We start from the raw sequence: 15,589 nt of genomic DNA, 5'->3' as shown, positions 1-15,589 counted from the left end.
CTGCACCGCTTTTTCCATCCCATAGCACAACGTAAAATCCGCAAAGAGCGGAGCGATTTTGCGGCACAGCGAATTTGCCTGAAACTCTGTAGGGGCTGGCGCCCTCGACAGCCCGCTCGAAGCGGTAAGGTTTGATTATTCATGAATTTGTGTAGACGTGTCGTGTGCGGAAATGTTGTGCCGTACAGTGTTTTGAAAAAATATGCCGAACGTTGTGCGGATAACGTAGAATTGGACAGGCAAACGAGAAGCGGGACGTCGCATTTCTGCTTGCAGAAATTGCGCTGCTCTCCTACATGGTTTGTGAAACGCAAAGCATTGTGTGGATATAGCAAATAAAAAAGCAGGCAAGTCAAAAAACTGACTCGCCTGCTTTCGCTATATTCAGTAATTATTAGAAACCAAGAATGCCCTTGAAATCTTCAATAAGCTTTTCTTCCTGTGCTTCTGCATCAGCTCTTGTGTCGCCGATAGTTGTGTAGTATGCCTTGATCTTTGGCTCTGTGCCGGAAGGTCTGATTATTACACTTGCACCCTGCTCAAGCTTGAATGCGATAACATCTGACTTTGGAAGTGTAAGAACTGTCTTTGCGCCTGTTTCAAGGTTTGTTTCCTCAGATGCAAGATAATCTGCTATGTCTACTACCTTGAGTCCGCCAATAGCCTTAGGTGGATTAGCTCTGAGATCTGTCATGATCTCCTTCATTCTCTCCATTCCGCTTGCACCCTCGCACTGGAATGACTTCTGGCTGTGGAGATAGTTGCCGTACTTCTTGTACATATCTTCTCTTGCCTGAAGCAGTGAGATGCCCTTTGTTCTGTAGAATGCTGCCATTTCACAAATGAGCATTGAGCCTACTACTGCGTCCTTATCTCTTACATATGAGCCTGCAAGATAACCATAGCTCTCTTCAAATCCGAAGATATATCTGTCGTCCTGTCCCTCTTTCTCAAGGAAACCGATCTGCTCGCCGATAAACTTGAAGCCTGTGAGAACTTCTCTAAGCTCTACATTGTACTCTGCTGCTATCTTCTTGCAGATGTCTGTTGTTACGATAGTCTTAACAGCTACAGGATTCTTTGGCATTGTGCCAAGAGCTGTTCTTTCCTGACAAATGTATTTGAGAAGCATTGCGCCTACTTCATTTCCGCTGAACAGAACATAGTTGCCCTCTGGGTCAGGTACTGCGATACCAACTCTGTCACAGTCTGGGTCTGTTGCAAGAAGAAGATCAGGCTTTACTGTCTTGCAAAGCTCAAGTCCCTTTGCAAGGGCTTCCTTTATCTCAGGGTTAGGGAATGGGCAGGTAGGGAAGTTTCCGTCAGGATTTTCCTGCTCAGGTACTACTGTTACTTCCTTTATGCCTATCTTCTTAAGGATAGCTCTTACAGGCTTGTTTCCTGTGCCGTTAAGAGGAGTGTATACTACCTTCAGACCGCTGTCTGCTACGAGGTCAGTATGTACGCCCTGTTGAGCTACCTTGTCAAGATACTTGTCGATAACTTCCTGCTTGATGTATTCAATCTTGCCAGACTTGATGCCGTCCTCAAAGTCCATTACCTTTGCACCGCCAAACATCTCAACTGCGTTGATCTTGCCGATAACTGTGTTTGCAACATCGAGTGTGATCTGACAGCCGTCCTCGCCGTAAACCTTGTAACCATTGTACTTTGCAGGATTGTGTGATGCAGTTATAACGATACCTGCCTGACATTTAAGCTCTCTTACAGCCCATGAAAGCATTGGAGTCGGCATAAGCTCTGAATAGATGTATACCTTTATGCCGTTTGCAGCCAGAACCGCAGCAGCTTCCTTTGCGAACTTGTCAGACTTGATACGGCTGTCATATGCGATAGCTACGCTGCCGTTTTCAAATGCGCCGTTTACATAGTCTGCAAGACCCTGTGTTGCACGTCTGATAGTGTAAACATTAAGTCTGTATGCGCCTGCACCGATAACTCCTCTGAGTCCGCCTGTGCCAAATTCGAGATCTCTGTAAAATCTGTCCTGGATTGCAGCCTCGTCGCCCTCGATAGATTTAAGCTCTGTCTGGAGATCAGGATCGTCAACAGCCTTTTCACACCAAAGCTTGTAAAGTTCCATTTCTGTCATTGTTAAATCACCTCATATAAATATTTCGCTTATAAAATACACATTTCTATAGAATACATTATAGCACACTCCCATATTTATTTCAAGAGTTGTAACAGTTATTTAACAAATTCCTGAAACTATTTACAAATGAGTTTCCGGAAACTTTTCGGGGCATAATGCTAATTTCGGGACAGGGTGAATATAAATATAAAAATAGTATATGTGAGAGGTGGAAAATGTGAAAATATTAAGGAAGATATGCTCGGCAGTGTTATGTGCAGCGGTGGCAGTGTTTATGGTGTGTTCGCTGGCGGAGGGAAAAGAAAAAGCAGGTGCGCTGTCAGCGGAGGACTTTGTGCCTGCGGATACTGTGGCGGTGAGCGATATTATAGAGGGGCTTACGGCTAGGTCTGCAGTGGTGACGGAGATGACAACAGGCAGGGTGCTTTTTGAAAAAGAGCCGCAGGAGCAGTGTGAGTGCGGTCACTATGCGAAGCTCATGGTGCTTTTGCTCACAGCAGAAAAGATAGACAGCGGTGAGCTTTCCATGAGCGACACGTCAGTGGTATCGGAGTATGCCAACTCTCAGCAGGGAAGCCAGATATGGCTTGACAAGGGAGAGAAGATATCTGTGGAGGAACTTATAAAATCAGTGTCGGCAGGCAATGCAAACGACGGCTGTGCAGCACTTGCGGAAAAGGTGGCAGGCTCGGCAGACAAGGCGGTGGAGCTTATGAACAGCCGTGCGAAAATGCTTGGCATGAATGGTACTGTTTACACTGATTGTACTGGCATGGGAGAGGGCAATGTTACAACAGCGAATGACACGGCTTTGCTTTGTTCGGAACTTGCAAAATACAAAAATCTCACTCCTTACCTTACCTGCTGGCTTGACACTGTGAGAGACGGCAAGGCGGAGCTTGTAAATCTTAATAGGCTTGTGCGTACTTACAAGGGCGTAACAGGCATGAAAGCGTGGGGAAGTGAAAAGGCTGGGAGCTGTATTGCGGCAACGGCTGAAAAAGGGGATATGTCAGTATGCGTAGTGCTTAACGGCTGTGATTTGCAGGAGAATATGAATGCTGAGGCGAAGAAACTTCTGAACTTGGCGTTCGATACATATGAGATATACACCCCTGAACTTCCAGAGGATATGGTAAAGGAAACTGTGGTGTGCGGAGGAGAGGAACTTTCTGTGGAGCTTGCTCCCGAGGGACTTTATCCTATAGTTATACCGAGGGGAACATATCATATGGTGGAGTGCGATTTTACGGCAGAGGAGAAGCTTGACGCACCTGTGAAAAATGGCGAAACTGCGGGAGAAATAAGATACACAATGGGCGGTGAGGTGATATTAGAGGGAAAGATAGTCGCCTGCAAAGAGGTGAAGAAAATGAATTTTATCTGCGGCATAAAAAAGCTTGTGTACAATTTGCTGAGTATGTAATATTATATTTGTTTAAAATGTACAAAAGATGATTTCGCTTTATAAAACTCTTGAAATGTTCACAAAAATATAGTATAATTTATCTAGTATTAACGGAGAAACGTGTTTTATGGTATCACGCTCTCCGACAGGTAAGGAAAGGAAATGAAGGATAATGTCATTAAAGCTTAACACAAAGTATCTTGAGGGTTTTGTAAGTGAACATGAGTATGAGGGCATGGCTGCTCAGGTAACTGCCGCTCATAACACTCTGGTGAACAGAAACGGTCTGGGAAATGATTTTCTCGGCTGGGTAACACTCCCTGAGGATTATGATAAGGAAGAATTTGCAAGGATCAAGGCTGCTGCCACAAGGATCAAGGAAAAGTGCGATGTTCTCATCGTTATCGGTATCGGCGGATCTTATCTTGGTGCAAGAGCTGCTATCGAGCTGCTCAAGTCGCCATTCTACAACAATCTTAAGAAGGATACTCCTGACATCTATTTTGTCGGAAACAATATCAGCTCGGCTTACCTCAATGAGGTGCTTTCAATTTGCGAGGGCAGAGATATCTGCGTAAACGTAATTTCAAAGTCGGGCACGACAACTGAGCCTGCACTTGCTTTCAGAATTTTCAAGAAGCTTCTTGAAGATAAGTATGGCAAGGAAGAGGCTAAGACAAGAATTTTCGCTACAACTGACAAGGCTAAGGGTACTCTTAAGCAGCTTTCTGACGAAGAGGGCTATGAGACATTCGTTGTTCCTGATGACGTTGGCGGAAGATTTTCAGTTCTCACAGCAGTTGGCCTTCTCCCTATCGCAGCAGCAGGCTGTGATATCGACAAGCTCATGGCTGGCGCAAGAGAGGGTATGAAGAAGTATTCTGCTGATGATAACAACGATTGCTATAAGTATGCAGCACTTAGAAACATTCTCTACAGAAAAGGCAAGAGCGTTGAGATGCTCGTTTCATATGACCCTTCATTCACAATGATGGGCGAGTGGTTCAAGCAGCTGTTCGGCGAGAGCGAGGGCAAGGACGATAAGGGTATATTCCCATCTGCCGCTACATTCTCTACAGACCTGCACTCACTTGGTCAGTTCATTCAGGACGGCTCAAAACTTATGTTTGAGACAGTTATGCACATCAAGACACCAAAGAGCGACCTGTTCTTGGAGCCTGACAAGGATAATCTTGACGGACTTAACTTCCTCACAAATCAGAATATGTCAGTTGTAAATGAAAAGGCATATCAGGGTACTATCCTTGCTCACACTGAGGGCGGCGTTCCTAATATCGTTATAGATGTTGATAAGCTCGATGAGGAAAACCTTGGCGAGATGATCTACTTCTTCGAGAAGGCTTGTGCTATCTCAGGTTATATGCTTGGCGTAAATCCATTCAATCAGCCGGGCGTTGAGAGCTACAAGAAGAATATGTTCGCTCTTCTCGGCAAGCCGGGTTATGAGTCACAGAAGGCTGAACTCGAGGCTAAGCTGGGCTAATATTCCAAAGGCAGAACAAAAGGAAATTTTGAGCGTTTCCCCTTCGGGGGTCTGCTCTTAAAATAAATGCTTTAATAAGCGGAACGGAGAGTTTATATGATTAATTTGATTCCAGGTAAAAAGGGCACAGGCAAGACTAAGATACTTGTTGATTCTATCAAGAAGGCTGCTGAAAATGCTACAGGCAACGTTGTTTGCATTGAAAGAGGTATGCAGCTTACCTATGACCTTCCTCATAATGTAAGATTGGCTGACGCTGAAGAATACGGTATCAACAGCTTTGACAGCTTCTATGGCTTTGTTGCAGGTCTGATGGCTGGCAACTATGACATTCAGGAAGTTTTCGTTGACGGTATCCTGAAGATCGGCGGCAGAGATTATGACGCTCTTGGCAATATGCTTGAAAAGGTAGCAGTTCTCACAAAGGACGTAAACGTTACTTTCACAGTATCTGCTGACGTTGACGAGCTGCCTGCAAAGGTAAAGGCTTTCATCAAGTAAGGCTTTGCGCTTCGTTTATTGGTATTTTGATAGCAAAAACGAAAAAATTGAAAAAAAGTATTGACAAATCACGTTTCTCAGGTTATAATGGAATTTGTGATGTTTGAGGTGCAAGTATGAATGTACAGTTGAAGGAACTTTTCGATATAATCGGAGAGCGAAAAACGATCGATTATTCCATAACAGCAGACAAGCTGTCGGAGTATGGCGGATATTCTTTTGCATCGCCCGTTGCGGTAACAGGTGAGATAGAGAACAGGGCAGGGGTGGTAACGCTCAGGTTCAAGACTGTTTTTACTATGGATCACACCTGTGACAGATGTCTAAAGGAGTTCAGCAGGGAGTATGTTTATGACTTTGAACACACTTTGGTGAGAAGTGTTCAAAGCGACAGGGACGATTATGTGGTCTGCGAGAACAATACTCTTGATCTGGACGAATTAGCTATTTCAGATTTGTTGTTACAGCTGCCTACAAAAATTCTTTGCAGGGATGACTGCAAGGGTTTGTGTTACGTTTGCGGACAGGATTTGAATGAGGGCAAATGTAACTGCTCTTGACGGGAAATAGCTGAACAGACTATAATGATTTTACTGACGAGGAGGTGCCAGAATGGCAGTACCAAAGAGAAAAGTATCCAAGGCTAGACGTGACAAGAGACGTTCAGCAGTTTGGAAGCTTGACGCACCTGCACTTTGTAAATGTTCTAACTGCGGTGAGCTTACTTCACCACACAAGGTTTGCAAGAATTGCGGTTATTATAAGGGCGTAGAGGTTATCAAGAAGGAAGCATAATTTTTGATAAGCACATAGAGCAGAATGGCTTAGGCCGTTCTGCTCTTTTTTGTTGTAGCAGTGAAAAAGGCGGGCAAACGCTGTTTGCTTCTACATATTTGTAGTAAAAATCTATGGAATGTGGGTGCTGTATTTCTCGTATGGTTGACAAAACAAGAGAAATTGTGTTATACTATACGATGTATCAATGTGCAAATTTATATGAAATGAGGTCGATATATATGTCATTGCCGATCGTTGCGATAGTGGGCAGACCTAATGTTGGTAAGTCTACTCTTTTTAATAAGCTTATCGGTCAAAGACTTTCTATAGTTGAAGATACTCCTGGAGTCACAAGAGATAGGATATATGCAAAGTGCGAATGGCTCGGACACGAGTTCATGCTGGTTGACACAGGCGGAATCGAGCCTGAGTCTGATGATATTATCCTTGCTCAGATGCGCAGACAGGCGGAGCTTGCTATACTGAAAGCTGATGTCACCATTCTTGTGACAGACCTTAAATGCGGAGTTACTGCCACTGATTATGAGGTGGCACAGATGCTTTTGAAATCGGGCAAGCCTATTGTGCTTTGCGTGAACAAGGTGGATAATGTGGGCGAACCGCCTATGGAGCTGTATGAGTTCTATAATCTCGGTTTGGGCGAACCGTTTCCTGTTTCTTCTGTTCATGGTCACGGAACAGGCGATCTCCTTGACGAGGTGCTGAAATATCTTCCGGAGGAAAATGAAGAGGACGATGACGATGATTCGATAAAGGTCGCTGTTATCGGCAAGCCTAACGTTGGAAAGTCCTCTATAATAAACAAGATATGCGGTGAGGAACGTGTTATCGTGTCAAATATTGCAGGCACTACCCGTGACGCTACTGACTCGGTTGTGGAAAATGAAAAGGGCAAGTTCGTTTTTATCGATACGGCTGGTATCAGACGTAAGTCAAAGGTGCTGGAGACTATTGAGAAATACTCTGTGCTGAGGGCTTATATGGCTGTTGACAGAGCCGATGTTGCGGTTATCGTTATTGACGCAACTGTGGGCTTTACTGAGCAGGATTCAAAGGTTGCAGGCTATGCTCACGAAAAGGGCAAGGCTTGCGTTGTTGCTGTGAACAAGTGGGACGCTATCGAGAAAGAAACTAACACCATGAACGACTTTCAGAAAAAGCTTCAGGACGATTTCAGCTTCATGAGCTATGTGCCTTTTGTGTTCATCTCTGCAAAAACAGGTCTGAGAATGGACAAGCTTTTTGATACTATCAAGTTCGTTGCAGAGCAGAACTCTATTAGAATACCGACAGGCAGACTTAACGATGTTCTTGCATATGCTACCCAAAGGGTACAGCCACCGTCTGACAAGGGTAGAAGGCTGAAGATATACTACATGACGCAGGTGTCTACCAAACCGCCTACATTCGTGTTTTTTGTAAACAGAGCCGATCTGTATCATTTTTCCTATCAGCGTTATATTGAAAATCAGATAAGAGAGACCTTCGGACTTGAAGGCACGCCTATCGTTTTCAAGATAAGAGAGCGTGACAAGGACGACGTTAAATAAAATTCTGGAGGTTATTTTGTGGACATATTTTTAAGTCTGGCATTCACTATAATTTTTTCCTATCTTTTCGGAAGTCTTAATTCTGCCATAATCGTGTGCAGAGTTTTAAAGCATAAGGATATCCGTGATTACGGAAGCAACAACGCAGGTTTGACCAATGTTCTGAGAGTATTCGGAAAAGGGCCTGCGGCGGCAACGCTGTTGTGTGACCTTGCAAAGGGCGTGCTTGCGGTAGTTATCTGCCGACTTGTGGTGACTAACTGTTTCGGCGTGACATTTTTTCATGACGATAAATTTATCGGATATCTTGCGGGCTTTTTTGTAATGCTTGGACATATTTTCCCGGTATTCTATGGTTTTCACGGTGGAAAGGGCGTTCTTATTGCGGCAACGACCCTTATCGCTATCGACCCACTGACCTGTGCTTTCTCGGTGGCTGTTTTCGCTATCGTGCTTGCGGCAACAAAATATGTGTCTGTAGGTTCTATATGCGCCGCTATCGCATATCCTGTTTTTACGCCTATCGTTCAGCTTTTTATCATCAAGGGCGACGGCGTTCTTGCAAACACTCTTATGGCAACGGCTATCGGTCTGCTTATCATTTATATGCACAGACCTAATATCAAACGCCTTATGAACGGCACCGAAAACAAATTCGGAAGCAAGAAAAAGGCGTAAGGGAGGTTTTATTATGGCAGATATTACTATACTCGGTTCAGGCGGATTTGGTCTTGCACTGGCAATAATGTGCGACAATGCAGGGCATAAAGTAACAGTATGGTCAAAGTTTCAGGACGAGATAGATGCTATCAAGAGAACAGGTGAGCTTAAAGCAAAGCTTCCTGGCGTTCAGGTGAACAAGACTATCGAGCTTACAACGGATATAAGCTGTGTTAAGGATAAAGACATGGTGATACTTGGCATACCTTCACCTTTCCTCAGAGAGGTCTGCGAAAGCGTTGTGCCTTATCTTGAAAGCAGAACAATAGTTGTGAACACGGCAAAGGGTCTTGAGGGCGGAAGCCTTAAAACTATGTGCTGTGTGGCGAGAGAGTGTTTTCCGAACAATCATGTTGCGGTGCTTACCGGTCCGTCACACGCAGAGGAAGTGGCAAGAAAAGTTCCAACTACTGTTGTTACTGCTTCTGACGACAGGGAGGTTTCATATTATATACAGAACACTCTTTCTAACGATACGTTCAGAGTGTATGTTAATGATGACGTTATGGGCTGCGAGATAGGCGGTTCGCTGAAAAACGTCATCGCTTTGGCGGCAGGCGTTTGCGACGGCCTTGGACTTGGTGACAATACAAAGGCTGCACTTATGACAAGGGGTATCAGAGAGATATCACGTCTTGGAGTTGCAATGGGAGCAAAGCTTGAAACCTTTGGCGGACTTAGCGGCATAGGCGACCTTATCGTTACCTGTTGCTCAATGCACAGCAGAAACCGCCGTGCGGGTATTCTCATAGGCAAGGGAGTTACCCCTGAGGAGGCTGTAAGACAGGTCGGCACTGTTGAGGGCTATGTTTGCACCAAAAACGCATGGGAGCTTTCAAAGAGAATGGGCATTGAAATGCCTATCACAGAACAGCTTGCAAAGGTGCTTTTTGAGGGTGAGCCTGCGGCTAACGCTATCAAAAATCTTATGGGCAGACCAAACAGAAATGAAACTGAGTCAACTTTTCTGAGCTAGGAAAGCGACCGTTGAAAGGACGGATACATATGCTTAAAAGATACACTATCAAGACAGAACGCAGAGGGCTTTACAACATCACAAGCTATGTAAGGCAGGCTGTGACCGAATCAGGAGTTCAGGAGGGCATTGCAGTTATATTCTGTCCCCACACCACGGCGGCGATAACCATAAATGAGAATGCCGACCCCGACGTAAAAACAGATCTTCTTTACGCTTTGGAGGAAACATTTCCGAACAGACCGCAGTTCCGTCACGCTGAAGGAAACTCTGACGCTCATATGAAGTCAAGCTGTGTTGGTGCTTCGGAAACTGTTATCATCGACGATAACGAGCTTCTTCTTGGCACTTGGCAGGGTATCTATTTCGCTGAGTTTGACGGACCGAGAACAAGAAACTTTTTTGTGAAGATAATAAAGGGCTGATTTTGGCGTTTTTCCTCTTTACAATCTGCTGAAAATATTGTATAATTAATATGGATAATTCCAACGAAATATGTGTTAAGGAGTGCTTTGAAATATGGAACCTAAATATAAGAGAATATTGCTCAAATTAAGCGGCGAGGCTCTCGCAGGCGATAAGAAGATAGGTCTTGATTATGACGTTATCACCTCATTCGGCAAGAGCATAAAAAAATGTGTTGACGCCGGTGTTGAGGTAGGTATCGTTGTAGGCGGCGGCAATTTCTGGAGAGGCAGATCAAGCGGTGCAATGGACAGAACAAGAGCCGACCATATCGGTATGCTGGCAACTGCTATGAACGCACTTGCTGTTGCGGACGGTCTTGAGAACTGCGGACTTGAAGTGAGAGTACAGACGGCTATATCCATGCCACAGGTCGCTGAGCCTTACATCAGAAACAAGGCTATGCGTCATTTTGAAAAGGGCAGAGTAGTTATCTTCGGCTGCGGCACTGGTAACCCGTTCTTCTCAACTGATACGGCTGCTGCACTGAGAGCGGCTGAGATAGAGGCTGATATATTCTTTAAGGCTACCATGGTAGACGGTGTTTATGACAAGGATCCTCACAAGTATCCTGACGCTGTTAAGTATGACACACTTACATTTGCTGATATCCTTGCAAAGGGTCTGCAGGTAATGGACTCGACCGCTGCGGCAATGTGTAAGGACAACAATATCCCGATACTCGTTTTCGATCTTGCAAGACCAGACAATATCTATGACGCTTGCATGGGCGAAAATATAGGCACTCTCGTAAAATAATAAAGATAATCAAGAAAGGATCGTTTGAATATGAAACAGATCAAGGAAAATGCTAAGACAAAAATGGAGAAATCCATAAACGTTATGCTTTCGGACTTTGCAGGCATCAGAGCAGGCAGAGCTAATCCGTCCGTACTCAACAAAGTCCAGGTAGAATATTATGGCGCAATGACTCCTGTTACACAAATGGCGGCGGTTTCTGTTGCTGAGGCAAGAGTGCTTGTTATACAGCCATGGGATAAGTCAACTCTCAAGCCTATCGAAAAGGCTATCCAGGCTTCTGATATCGGCATCAATCCACAGAACGACGGCTCTGTTATAAGACTTACTTTCCCACAGCTCACTGAGGACAGACGTAAGGAGCTTGTTAAGGACATTAAGAAAATGGGCGAGGAGTGCAAGGTCGCTATCCGTTCTATCAGACGTGACGCTATGGAAAAGTTCAAGGCAATGAAGAAGAACAACGAGATCACAGAGGACGATCTTAAGGACTGCGAGGATGAGATCCAGAAGCTTACTGACAGGTTCGTTAAGGAAGTTGACGGTCACGTTGCCGAAAAGGAAAAAGAGATACTCTCTATCTAAGCCATGGCGAAGAATGAGAAGATAAGCCTTGGAGAGAACGTGTCTGTGCCTGTTCATGTGGGCGTTATCATGGACGGCAACGGCAGGTGGGCGAAAAAGAGGGGTATGCCCCGAAAGTTCGGTCACAGAGAGGGCGCAAAGACCTTTCGTGCCATAACAAGACACGCCAAGGCGCTTGGAATACAATATATAACTTACTATGCGTTTTCTACCGAGAACTGGAAAAGACCTAAGGACGAGGTAGACGCAATTATGGATCTTTTTGAAAAGTATCTTGACGAGGTCAGGGACTTTATCGAGGAGAATATCAGGGTGCGCTTTATAGGCGACAGAACAAGACTCAGCGAAAATCTGCAAAGGAAAATGGCTTCCGTTGAGGAGGACTCAAAGGACTTTGACTCTATGACCCTTGTGCTTGCTATCAACTACGGCGGCAGGGACGAGATCTGCCATGCGGCTAAGAAATTGGCTCAGCAGGTGAAAGAAGGCAAGCTGGAGCCTGAGGATATCACAATGGATATGATAGAGAGAAATCTCTACACTGAGGAGATACCTCCTGTTGACCTTGTTATAAGACCTAGCGGAGAGCAAAGATTGTCAAACTTTATGATATGGCAGGCGGCTTACGCGGAGTTTTATTACACAAATATCCTATGGCCTGACTTCAAAGGCAGCGACCTTGACAAGGCTGTTATCGCATACAGCGAAAGAAACAGAAGATTTGGAGGGGTGTAAAAAATGTCTACCCGTATTAAATCTGCGGCAGTTGCCATTGTTATCGCAGTGATACTGCTTATCGCACACGGAACGTTCCTGTTCAATATTGCGGTGGGCGCAATTTCTGCACTTGCAATATATGAGATATTCAGGGCGACAAAAATGACAGAGCATAAGTATCAGACCATTGCCTGCTGTGCGTTTGCCTTTGTGGACGCTTTCATGCCTGTGTTCTACAGACACGGCTGGCTGTACTTTTTCAGCTACAAGCTTTACATGGGGCTTTTCGTTATAGCAATGTGTCTGCTTTATCTTAAAGAGCATACAAGATTCCAGTATACAGAGTTTTTCTTCATGCTGGGCGTGGGCATACTTCTGCCGTATTCATTCTCAACTTTGGTCACAATGGCAGGCTTGGGCGGCAAGGGCGTGTTTATGATAGTTCTTACTCTTGCAGCGGCTTGGCTGGCTGACAGCGGTGCTTATTTTGCAGGAACTTTCTTCGGCAAAACAAAGCTTTGCCCTGAGATAAGCCCTAAGAAAACTGTGGAGGGTCTTATAGGCGGTGTTATCTCAAATGGTATTCTTATGCTTATAATAAGCCTGTTCTATCAGTTCGTACTTAAAGGCGAGCCTATCCACTATCTAGGCGTTCTTATCGCAGGTATGCTTGCGGCTCTTATCGGACTTGTGGGCGACCTTACAGCTTCGGTGATAAAAAGACAGACAGGTATAAAGGACTATGGCAACATAATGCCGGGTCACGGTGGAATAATGGATCGCTTTGACAGCGTTCTGCTCGTTGCACCTTTTATGTACTATATGTTCACACAGGGGCTCATACTTAAATAGAAAATTATGACTTTTAGGGGCAGGCTTAGGCTTACCCCTTTTAAGCGTTATTAAGGCAACACCGCTTGCAAACCATCTTTATGCGGAATTGCCTGAATTTATTTTATATGATGAGGGACAATAAATGAAAACAATGACCATACTCGGTTCAACGGGTTCTATAGGCACGCAGGCATTAGAAGTGGCTGCAAAGCATAATATTAAAGTAAAGGCGCTTGCGGCAAATTCTGACGTTGAAAAGCTTGCGGCTCAGGCTAAGAAGCTTTTGCCTGAGCATGTGTGCATCTACCGTGAGGACAAAAAGGCAGAGCTCGAAAAGCTTCTCAGTGGCACTGGCATAAAAATATCCACAGGCATGGAGGGACTTAAAGAGATAGCAAGAATGGACGGGGTCGATATCATGCTCAACTCAGTCGTTGGCATGGTGGGTCTTGTGCCAACCCTTACGGCTATCGAAAAAAGCACTGACATTGCACTTGCAAATAAGGAAACACTTGTGGCAGGCGGTGAGCTTGTTATAAAGGCGGCTGCTGAAAAGGGAGTGAAGATATATCCTGTTGACAGCGAACATTCGGCTATCTTTCAGTGCCTGCAGGGAAACGAGGGCAACAAGCTCAAAGGGATAATCCTTACTGCTTCGGGAGGACCATTCTTTGGCAAAACAAAGTCTGACCTAGAGGGCGTGACAGTTGAGCAGGCTCTTAATCACCCTAATTGGTCAATGGGCAGAAAGATAACCATTGACTCTGCTACGCTTATGAACAAGGGTCTTGAATTTATCGAAGCAATGTGGCTTTTCAAGCTCAGACCTGAGCAGATCGAGATAGTTGTCCATAGACAGAGCGTTGTACATTCAGCGGTGGAGTATGAGGATAATTCTGTTATCGCACAGCTTGGCGTGCCTGATATGAAAATACCCATACAGTATGCTCTGCTTTATCCTGAAAGAGTGGAATGCGATGTGAAAAAGCTGTCCCTTACAGACTATGGAAAACTCACTTTCGAGAAGCCTGACTATGATACGTTCGATTGTCTGAGGGCTTGTATAAAGGCTGTCACTATCGGTGGAAATCTTCCTGCGGCAGTGAATGGAGCGAATGAGGAAGCCGTTGCGGCTTTTCTTGACGGCAGGATAGATTTTCTTGACATTGGCAGGATAGTAATGAATGTCTGCGAGAATACACCACGAAAAGAGATAAAGTGCGTGGAAGATGTGCTGGAAGCGGATAGAAAGGCTAGGAAGAGAGCGAAGGAGCTTATCGAAGCTTAGTGAGGAGCGGCTTTTAAGTGAGGAGTGAGGAGTGAGGAATGGCAAAGCCATACCGAGCAAAGCGATTTTGCGGCAAGATAAACTATCCCGAATATTTGTAGGGGCTGGCGCCCTCGACAGCCCGCTCGGAGGAGCGAGGTTTGAATTATCCAGAGCTTATGTAGAAAACATTATGTGGATAACACAAATGAGATTGTAGACGAAATGTCGGAGGGGTCGGGACGTCGGATTTATGCAAAGCAGAAATTGTGCCGCTCCCCTACAGAAAATAAATTACCACAACATTAGTAAATCAAACGCACAGAGTGTTCATGCGAGGTAAAAAAATGAGTATATTATTTGCAATATTGATCTTTGAAGCTATCATAATAATACACGAGCTTGGTCACTTTATTGCGGCGAAAGCCAGCGGAGTAAAGGTCAACGAGTTCGCTATTGGCATGGGTCCTGCCATTATCAAAAAGAAAAAGGGCGATACCCTTTACGCTTGGCGTGTGTTTCCCATAGGCGGCTATTGTGCCATGGAGGGCGAAGATAACGGCAGCGGTGACGAGGGTGCTTTCTGCAACAAGAGCCTGCCTAGAAGAATGCTTATCGTGGTGGCAGGCGTTATAATGAATCTTGTGCTTGGATATATTATCCTTTGTATCAGCACCGCAAGGTCTGACGGCATCGCAACCACCACTATATCGTGGTTTGAGGATAACGCTATATCCCAATCGACCGGCTTGCAGGTGGGTGACGAGATAATCGAGGTCAACGGCATGAGGATTTTCACTACTATGGATATGTCCTATCAGTTTGGCAACGATGAGGACGGCAAGTTCGATATGGTGGTGAAGCGTGACGGAAAAAAGGTGGAGCTTAAAGATGTCACCTTTGCAACGGACGATAATACCATGCACATTGATTTCAAGGTCGCACCAAAAGCTGTGACCGTCGGCTCTGTGATAACTCAGTCTTTTAAGCAGGGCTGTACTGACGGCAGACTTATCTATATCTCCTTTGCCGACCTTATAAGAGGAAAGTATTCCATAAAAGACCTCAGCGGTCCTGTGGGTATCGTTGATACTATCGACAATGTTATCGACAGCGAAAGGGACAGCCAGTCAGGTAAAATAGATTGGTCGTCACTTATTGACACAATGTTGTCGCTGGGTGCGTTCATGACCATAAATATCGGCATTTTCAATCTCTTGCCATTGCCTGCACTTGACGGCGGAAGACTTTTGTTTCTTATTATCGAAGCGGTACGCCGTAAGCCTGTCAAGCCTGAGCATGAGGGAATGGTACACGCTATCGGTATGGCGGCTCTGTTGCTTCTTATGGTAGTGGTGACAGTGAGCGATATCATCAAGCTTGTTTAAA

At 45.0% G+C, this 15,589-nt stretch carries 16 protein-coding genes; 15 read left to right on the top strand and 1 reads right to left on the bottom strand.

What is annotated here, in order from left to right; translation table 11 throughout:
• Positions 1–394: 394 nt before the first annotated feature.
• A complete protein-coding gene (locus tag AB5627_RS06015; RefSeq protein ID WP_022287403.1) occupies positions 395–2,113 on the bottom strand; it encodes a phospho-sugar mutase in 1,719 nt (572 codons plus the stop codon).
• Positions 2,114–2,333: 220 nt separating this feature from the next.
• Here AB5627_RS06015 and AB5627_RS06010 point away from each other — a divergent pair, with 220 nt between their 5' ends.
• From AB5627_RS06010 to AB5627_RS05940, 15 genes are all read left to right on the top strand, one after another.
• Positions 2,334–3,542: a D-alanyl-D-alanine carboxypeptidase family protein gene (locus tag AB5627_RS06010; protein WP_022287402.1), complete on the top strand. Its 1,209-nt coding sequence runs from the start codon at positions 2,334–2,336 to the stop codon at positions 3,540–3,542.
• Between the two features lie 154 nt (positions 3,543–3,696).
• Complete coding sequence (locus AB5627_RS06005; RefSeq protein ID WP_022287401.1) at positions 3,697–5,028, top strand: glucose-6-phosphate isomerase; 1,332 nt, start codon at positions 3,697–3,699, stop codon at positions 5,026–5,028.
• 96 nt (positions 5,029–5,124) lie between these two features.
• Positions 5,125–5,529, top strand: coding sequence for a hypothetical protein (locus tag AB5627_RS06000; RefSeq protein ID WP_022287400.1), 405 nt, complete (start codon positions 5,125–5,127; stop codon positions 5,527–5,529).
• A 116-nt stretch (positions 5,530–5,645) separates the two neighbouring features.
• Positions 5,646–6,089, top strand: a complete 444-nt coding sequence (locus tag AB5627_RS05995; protein ID WP_022287399.1) for a DUF177 domain-containing protein — start codon at positions 5,646–5,648, stop codon at positions 6,087–6,089.
• A 52-nt stretch (positions 6,090–6,141) separates the two neighbouring features.
• Complete coding sequence (gene rpmF / locus AB5627_RS05990; RefSeq protein WP_022287398.1) at positions 6,142–6,324, top strand: 50S ribosomal protein L32; 183 nt, start codon at positions 6,142–6,144, stop codon at positions 6,322–6,324.
• Positions 6,325–6,545: 221 nt separating this feature from the next.
• The gene (gene der, locus AB5627_RS05985) at positions 6,546–7,877 is read left to right on the top strand and encodes a ribosome biogenesis GTPase Der (RefSeq protein WP_022287397.1); all 1,332 of its coding nucleotides are present in this window, start codon (positions 6,546–6,548) and stop codon (positions 7,875–7,877) included.
• Positions 7,878–7,895: 18 nt separating this feature from the next.
• Positions 7,896–8,555, top strand: a complete 660-nt coding sequence (plsY, locus tag AB5627_RS05980) for a glycerol-3-phosphate 1-O-acyltransferase PlsY (protein ID WP_368369733.1) — start codon at positions 7,896–7,898, stop codon at positions 8,553–8,555.
• A gap of 13 nt (positions 8,556–8,568) precedes the next feature.
• Positions 8,569–9,573, top strand: coding sequence for an NAD(P)H-dependent glycerol-3-phosphate dehydrogenase (locus AB5627_RS05975; RefSeq protein WP_046439996.1), 1,005 nt, complete (start codon positions 8,569–8,571; stop codon positions 9,571–9,573).
• A gap of 29 nt (positions 9,574–9,602) precedes the next feature.
• The gene (locus AB5627_RS05970) at positions 9,603–9,998 is read left to right on the top strand and encodes a secondary thiamine-phosphate synthase enzyme YjbQ (protein ID WP_117923027.1); all 396 of its coding nucleotides are present in this window, start codon (positions 9,603–9,605) and stop codon (positions 9,996–9,998) included.
• Between the two features lie 94 nt (positions 9,999–10,092).
• A complete protein-coding gene (pyrH, locus tag AB5627_RS05965) occupies positions 10,093–10,797 on the top strand; it encodes a UMP kinase (protein WP_022287393.1) in 705 nt (234 codons plus the stop codon).
• 30 nt (positions 10,798–10,827) lie between these two features.
• The gene (gene frr, locus AB5627_RS05960; RefSeq protein ID WP_022287392.1) at positions 10,828–11,382 is read left to right on the top strand and encodes a ribosome recycling factor; all 555 of its coding nucleotides are present in this window, start codon (positions 10,828–10,830) and stop codon (positions 11,380–11,382) included.
• A 3-nt stretch (positions 11,383–11,385) separates the two neighbouring features.
• Positions 11,386–12,117 carry an isoprenyl transferase gene (locus AB5627_RS05955; protein WP_117863218.1) on the top strand — a complete coding sequence of 244 codons (732 nt, stop codon included), beginning with the start codon at positions 11,386–11,388 and terminating at the stop codon, positions 12,115–12,117.
• A gap of 3 nt (positions 12,118–12,120) precedes the next feature.
• Complete coding sequence (locus tag AB5627_RS05950; RefSeq protein WP_022287390.1) at positions 12,121–12,951, top strand: phosphatidate cytidylyltransferase; 831 nt, start codon at positions 12,121–12,123, stop codon at positions 12,949–12,951.
• A gap of 124 nt (positions 12,952–13,075) precedes the next feature.
• Positions 13,076–14,221 (top strand): 1-deoxy-D-xylulose-5-phosphate reductoisomerase, encoded by a 1,146-nt coding sequence (locus tag AB5627_RS05945; protein ID WP_022287389.1) that lies wholly within the window; start codon positions 13,076–13,078, stop codon positions 14,219–14,221.
• Positions 14,222–14,547: 326 nt separating this feature from the next.
• Positions 14,548–15,588, top strand: a complete 1,041-nt coding sequence (locus AB5627_RS05940; protein WP_022287388.1) for an RIP metalloprotease — start codon at positions 14,548–14,550, stop codon at positions 15,586–15,588.
• The last annotated feature ends 1 nt before the right edge of the window (position 15,589 follow it).

The organism is Ruminococcus sp. RTP21198st1_G1_RTP21198_201120 (assembly GCF_040924265.1).
In the GTDB taxonomy this organism is placed as follows: domain Bacteria; phylum Bacillota; class Clostridia; order Oscillospirales; family Ruminococcaceae; genus Hominimerdicola; species Hominimerdicola aceti.
The sequence above is the reverse complement of the archived record's forward strand: the minus strand, read 5'-3'. Positions and strand labels throughout refer to the sequence as shown.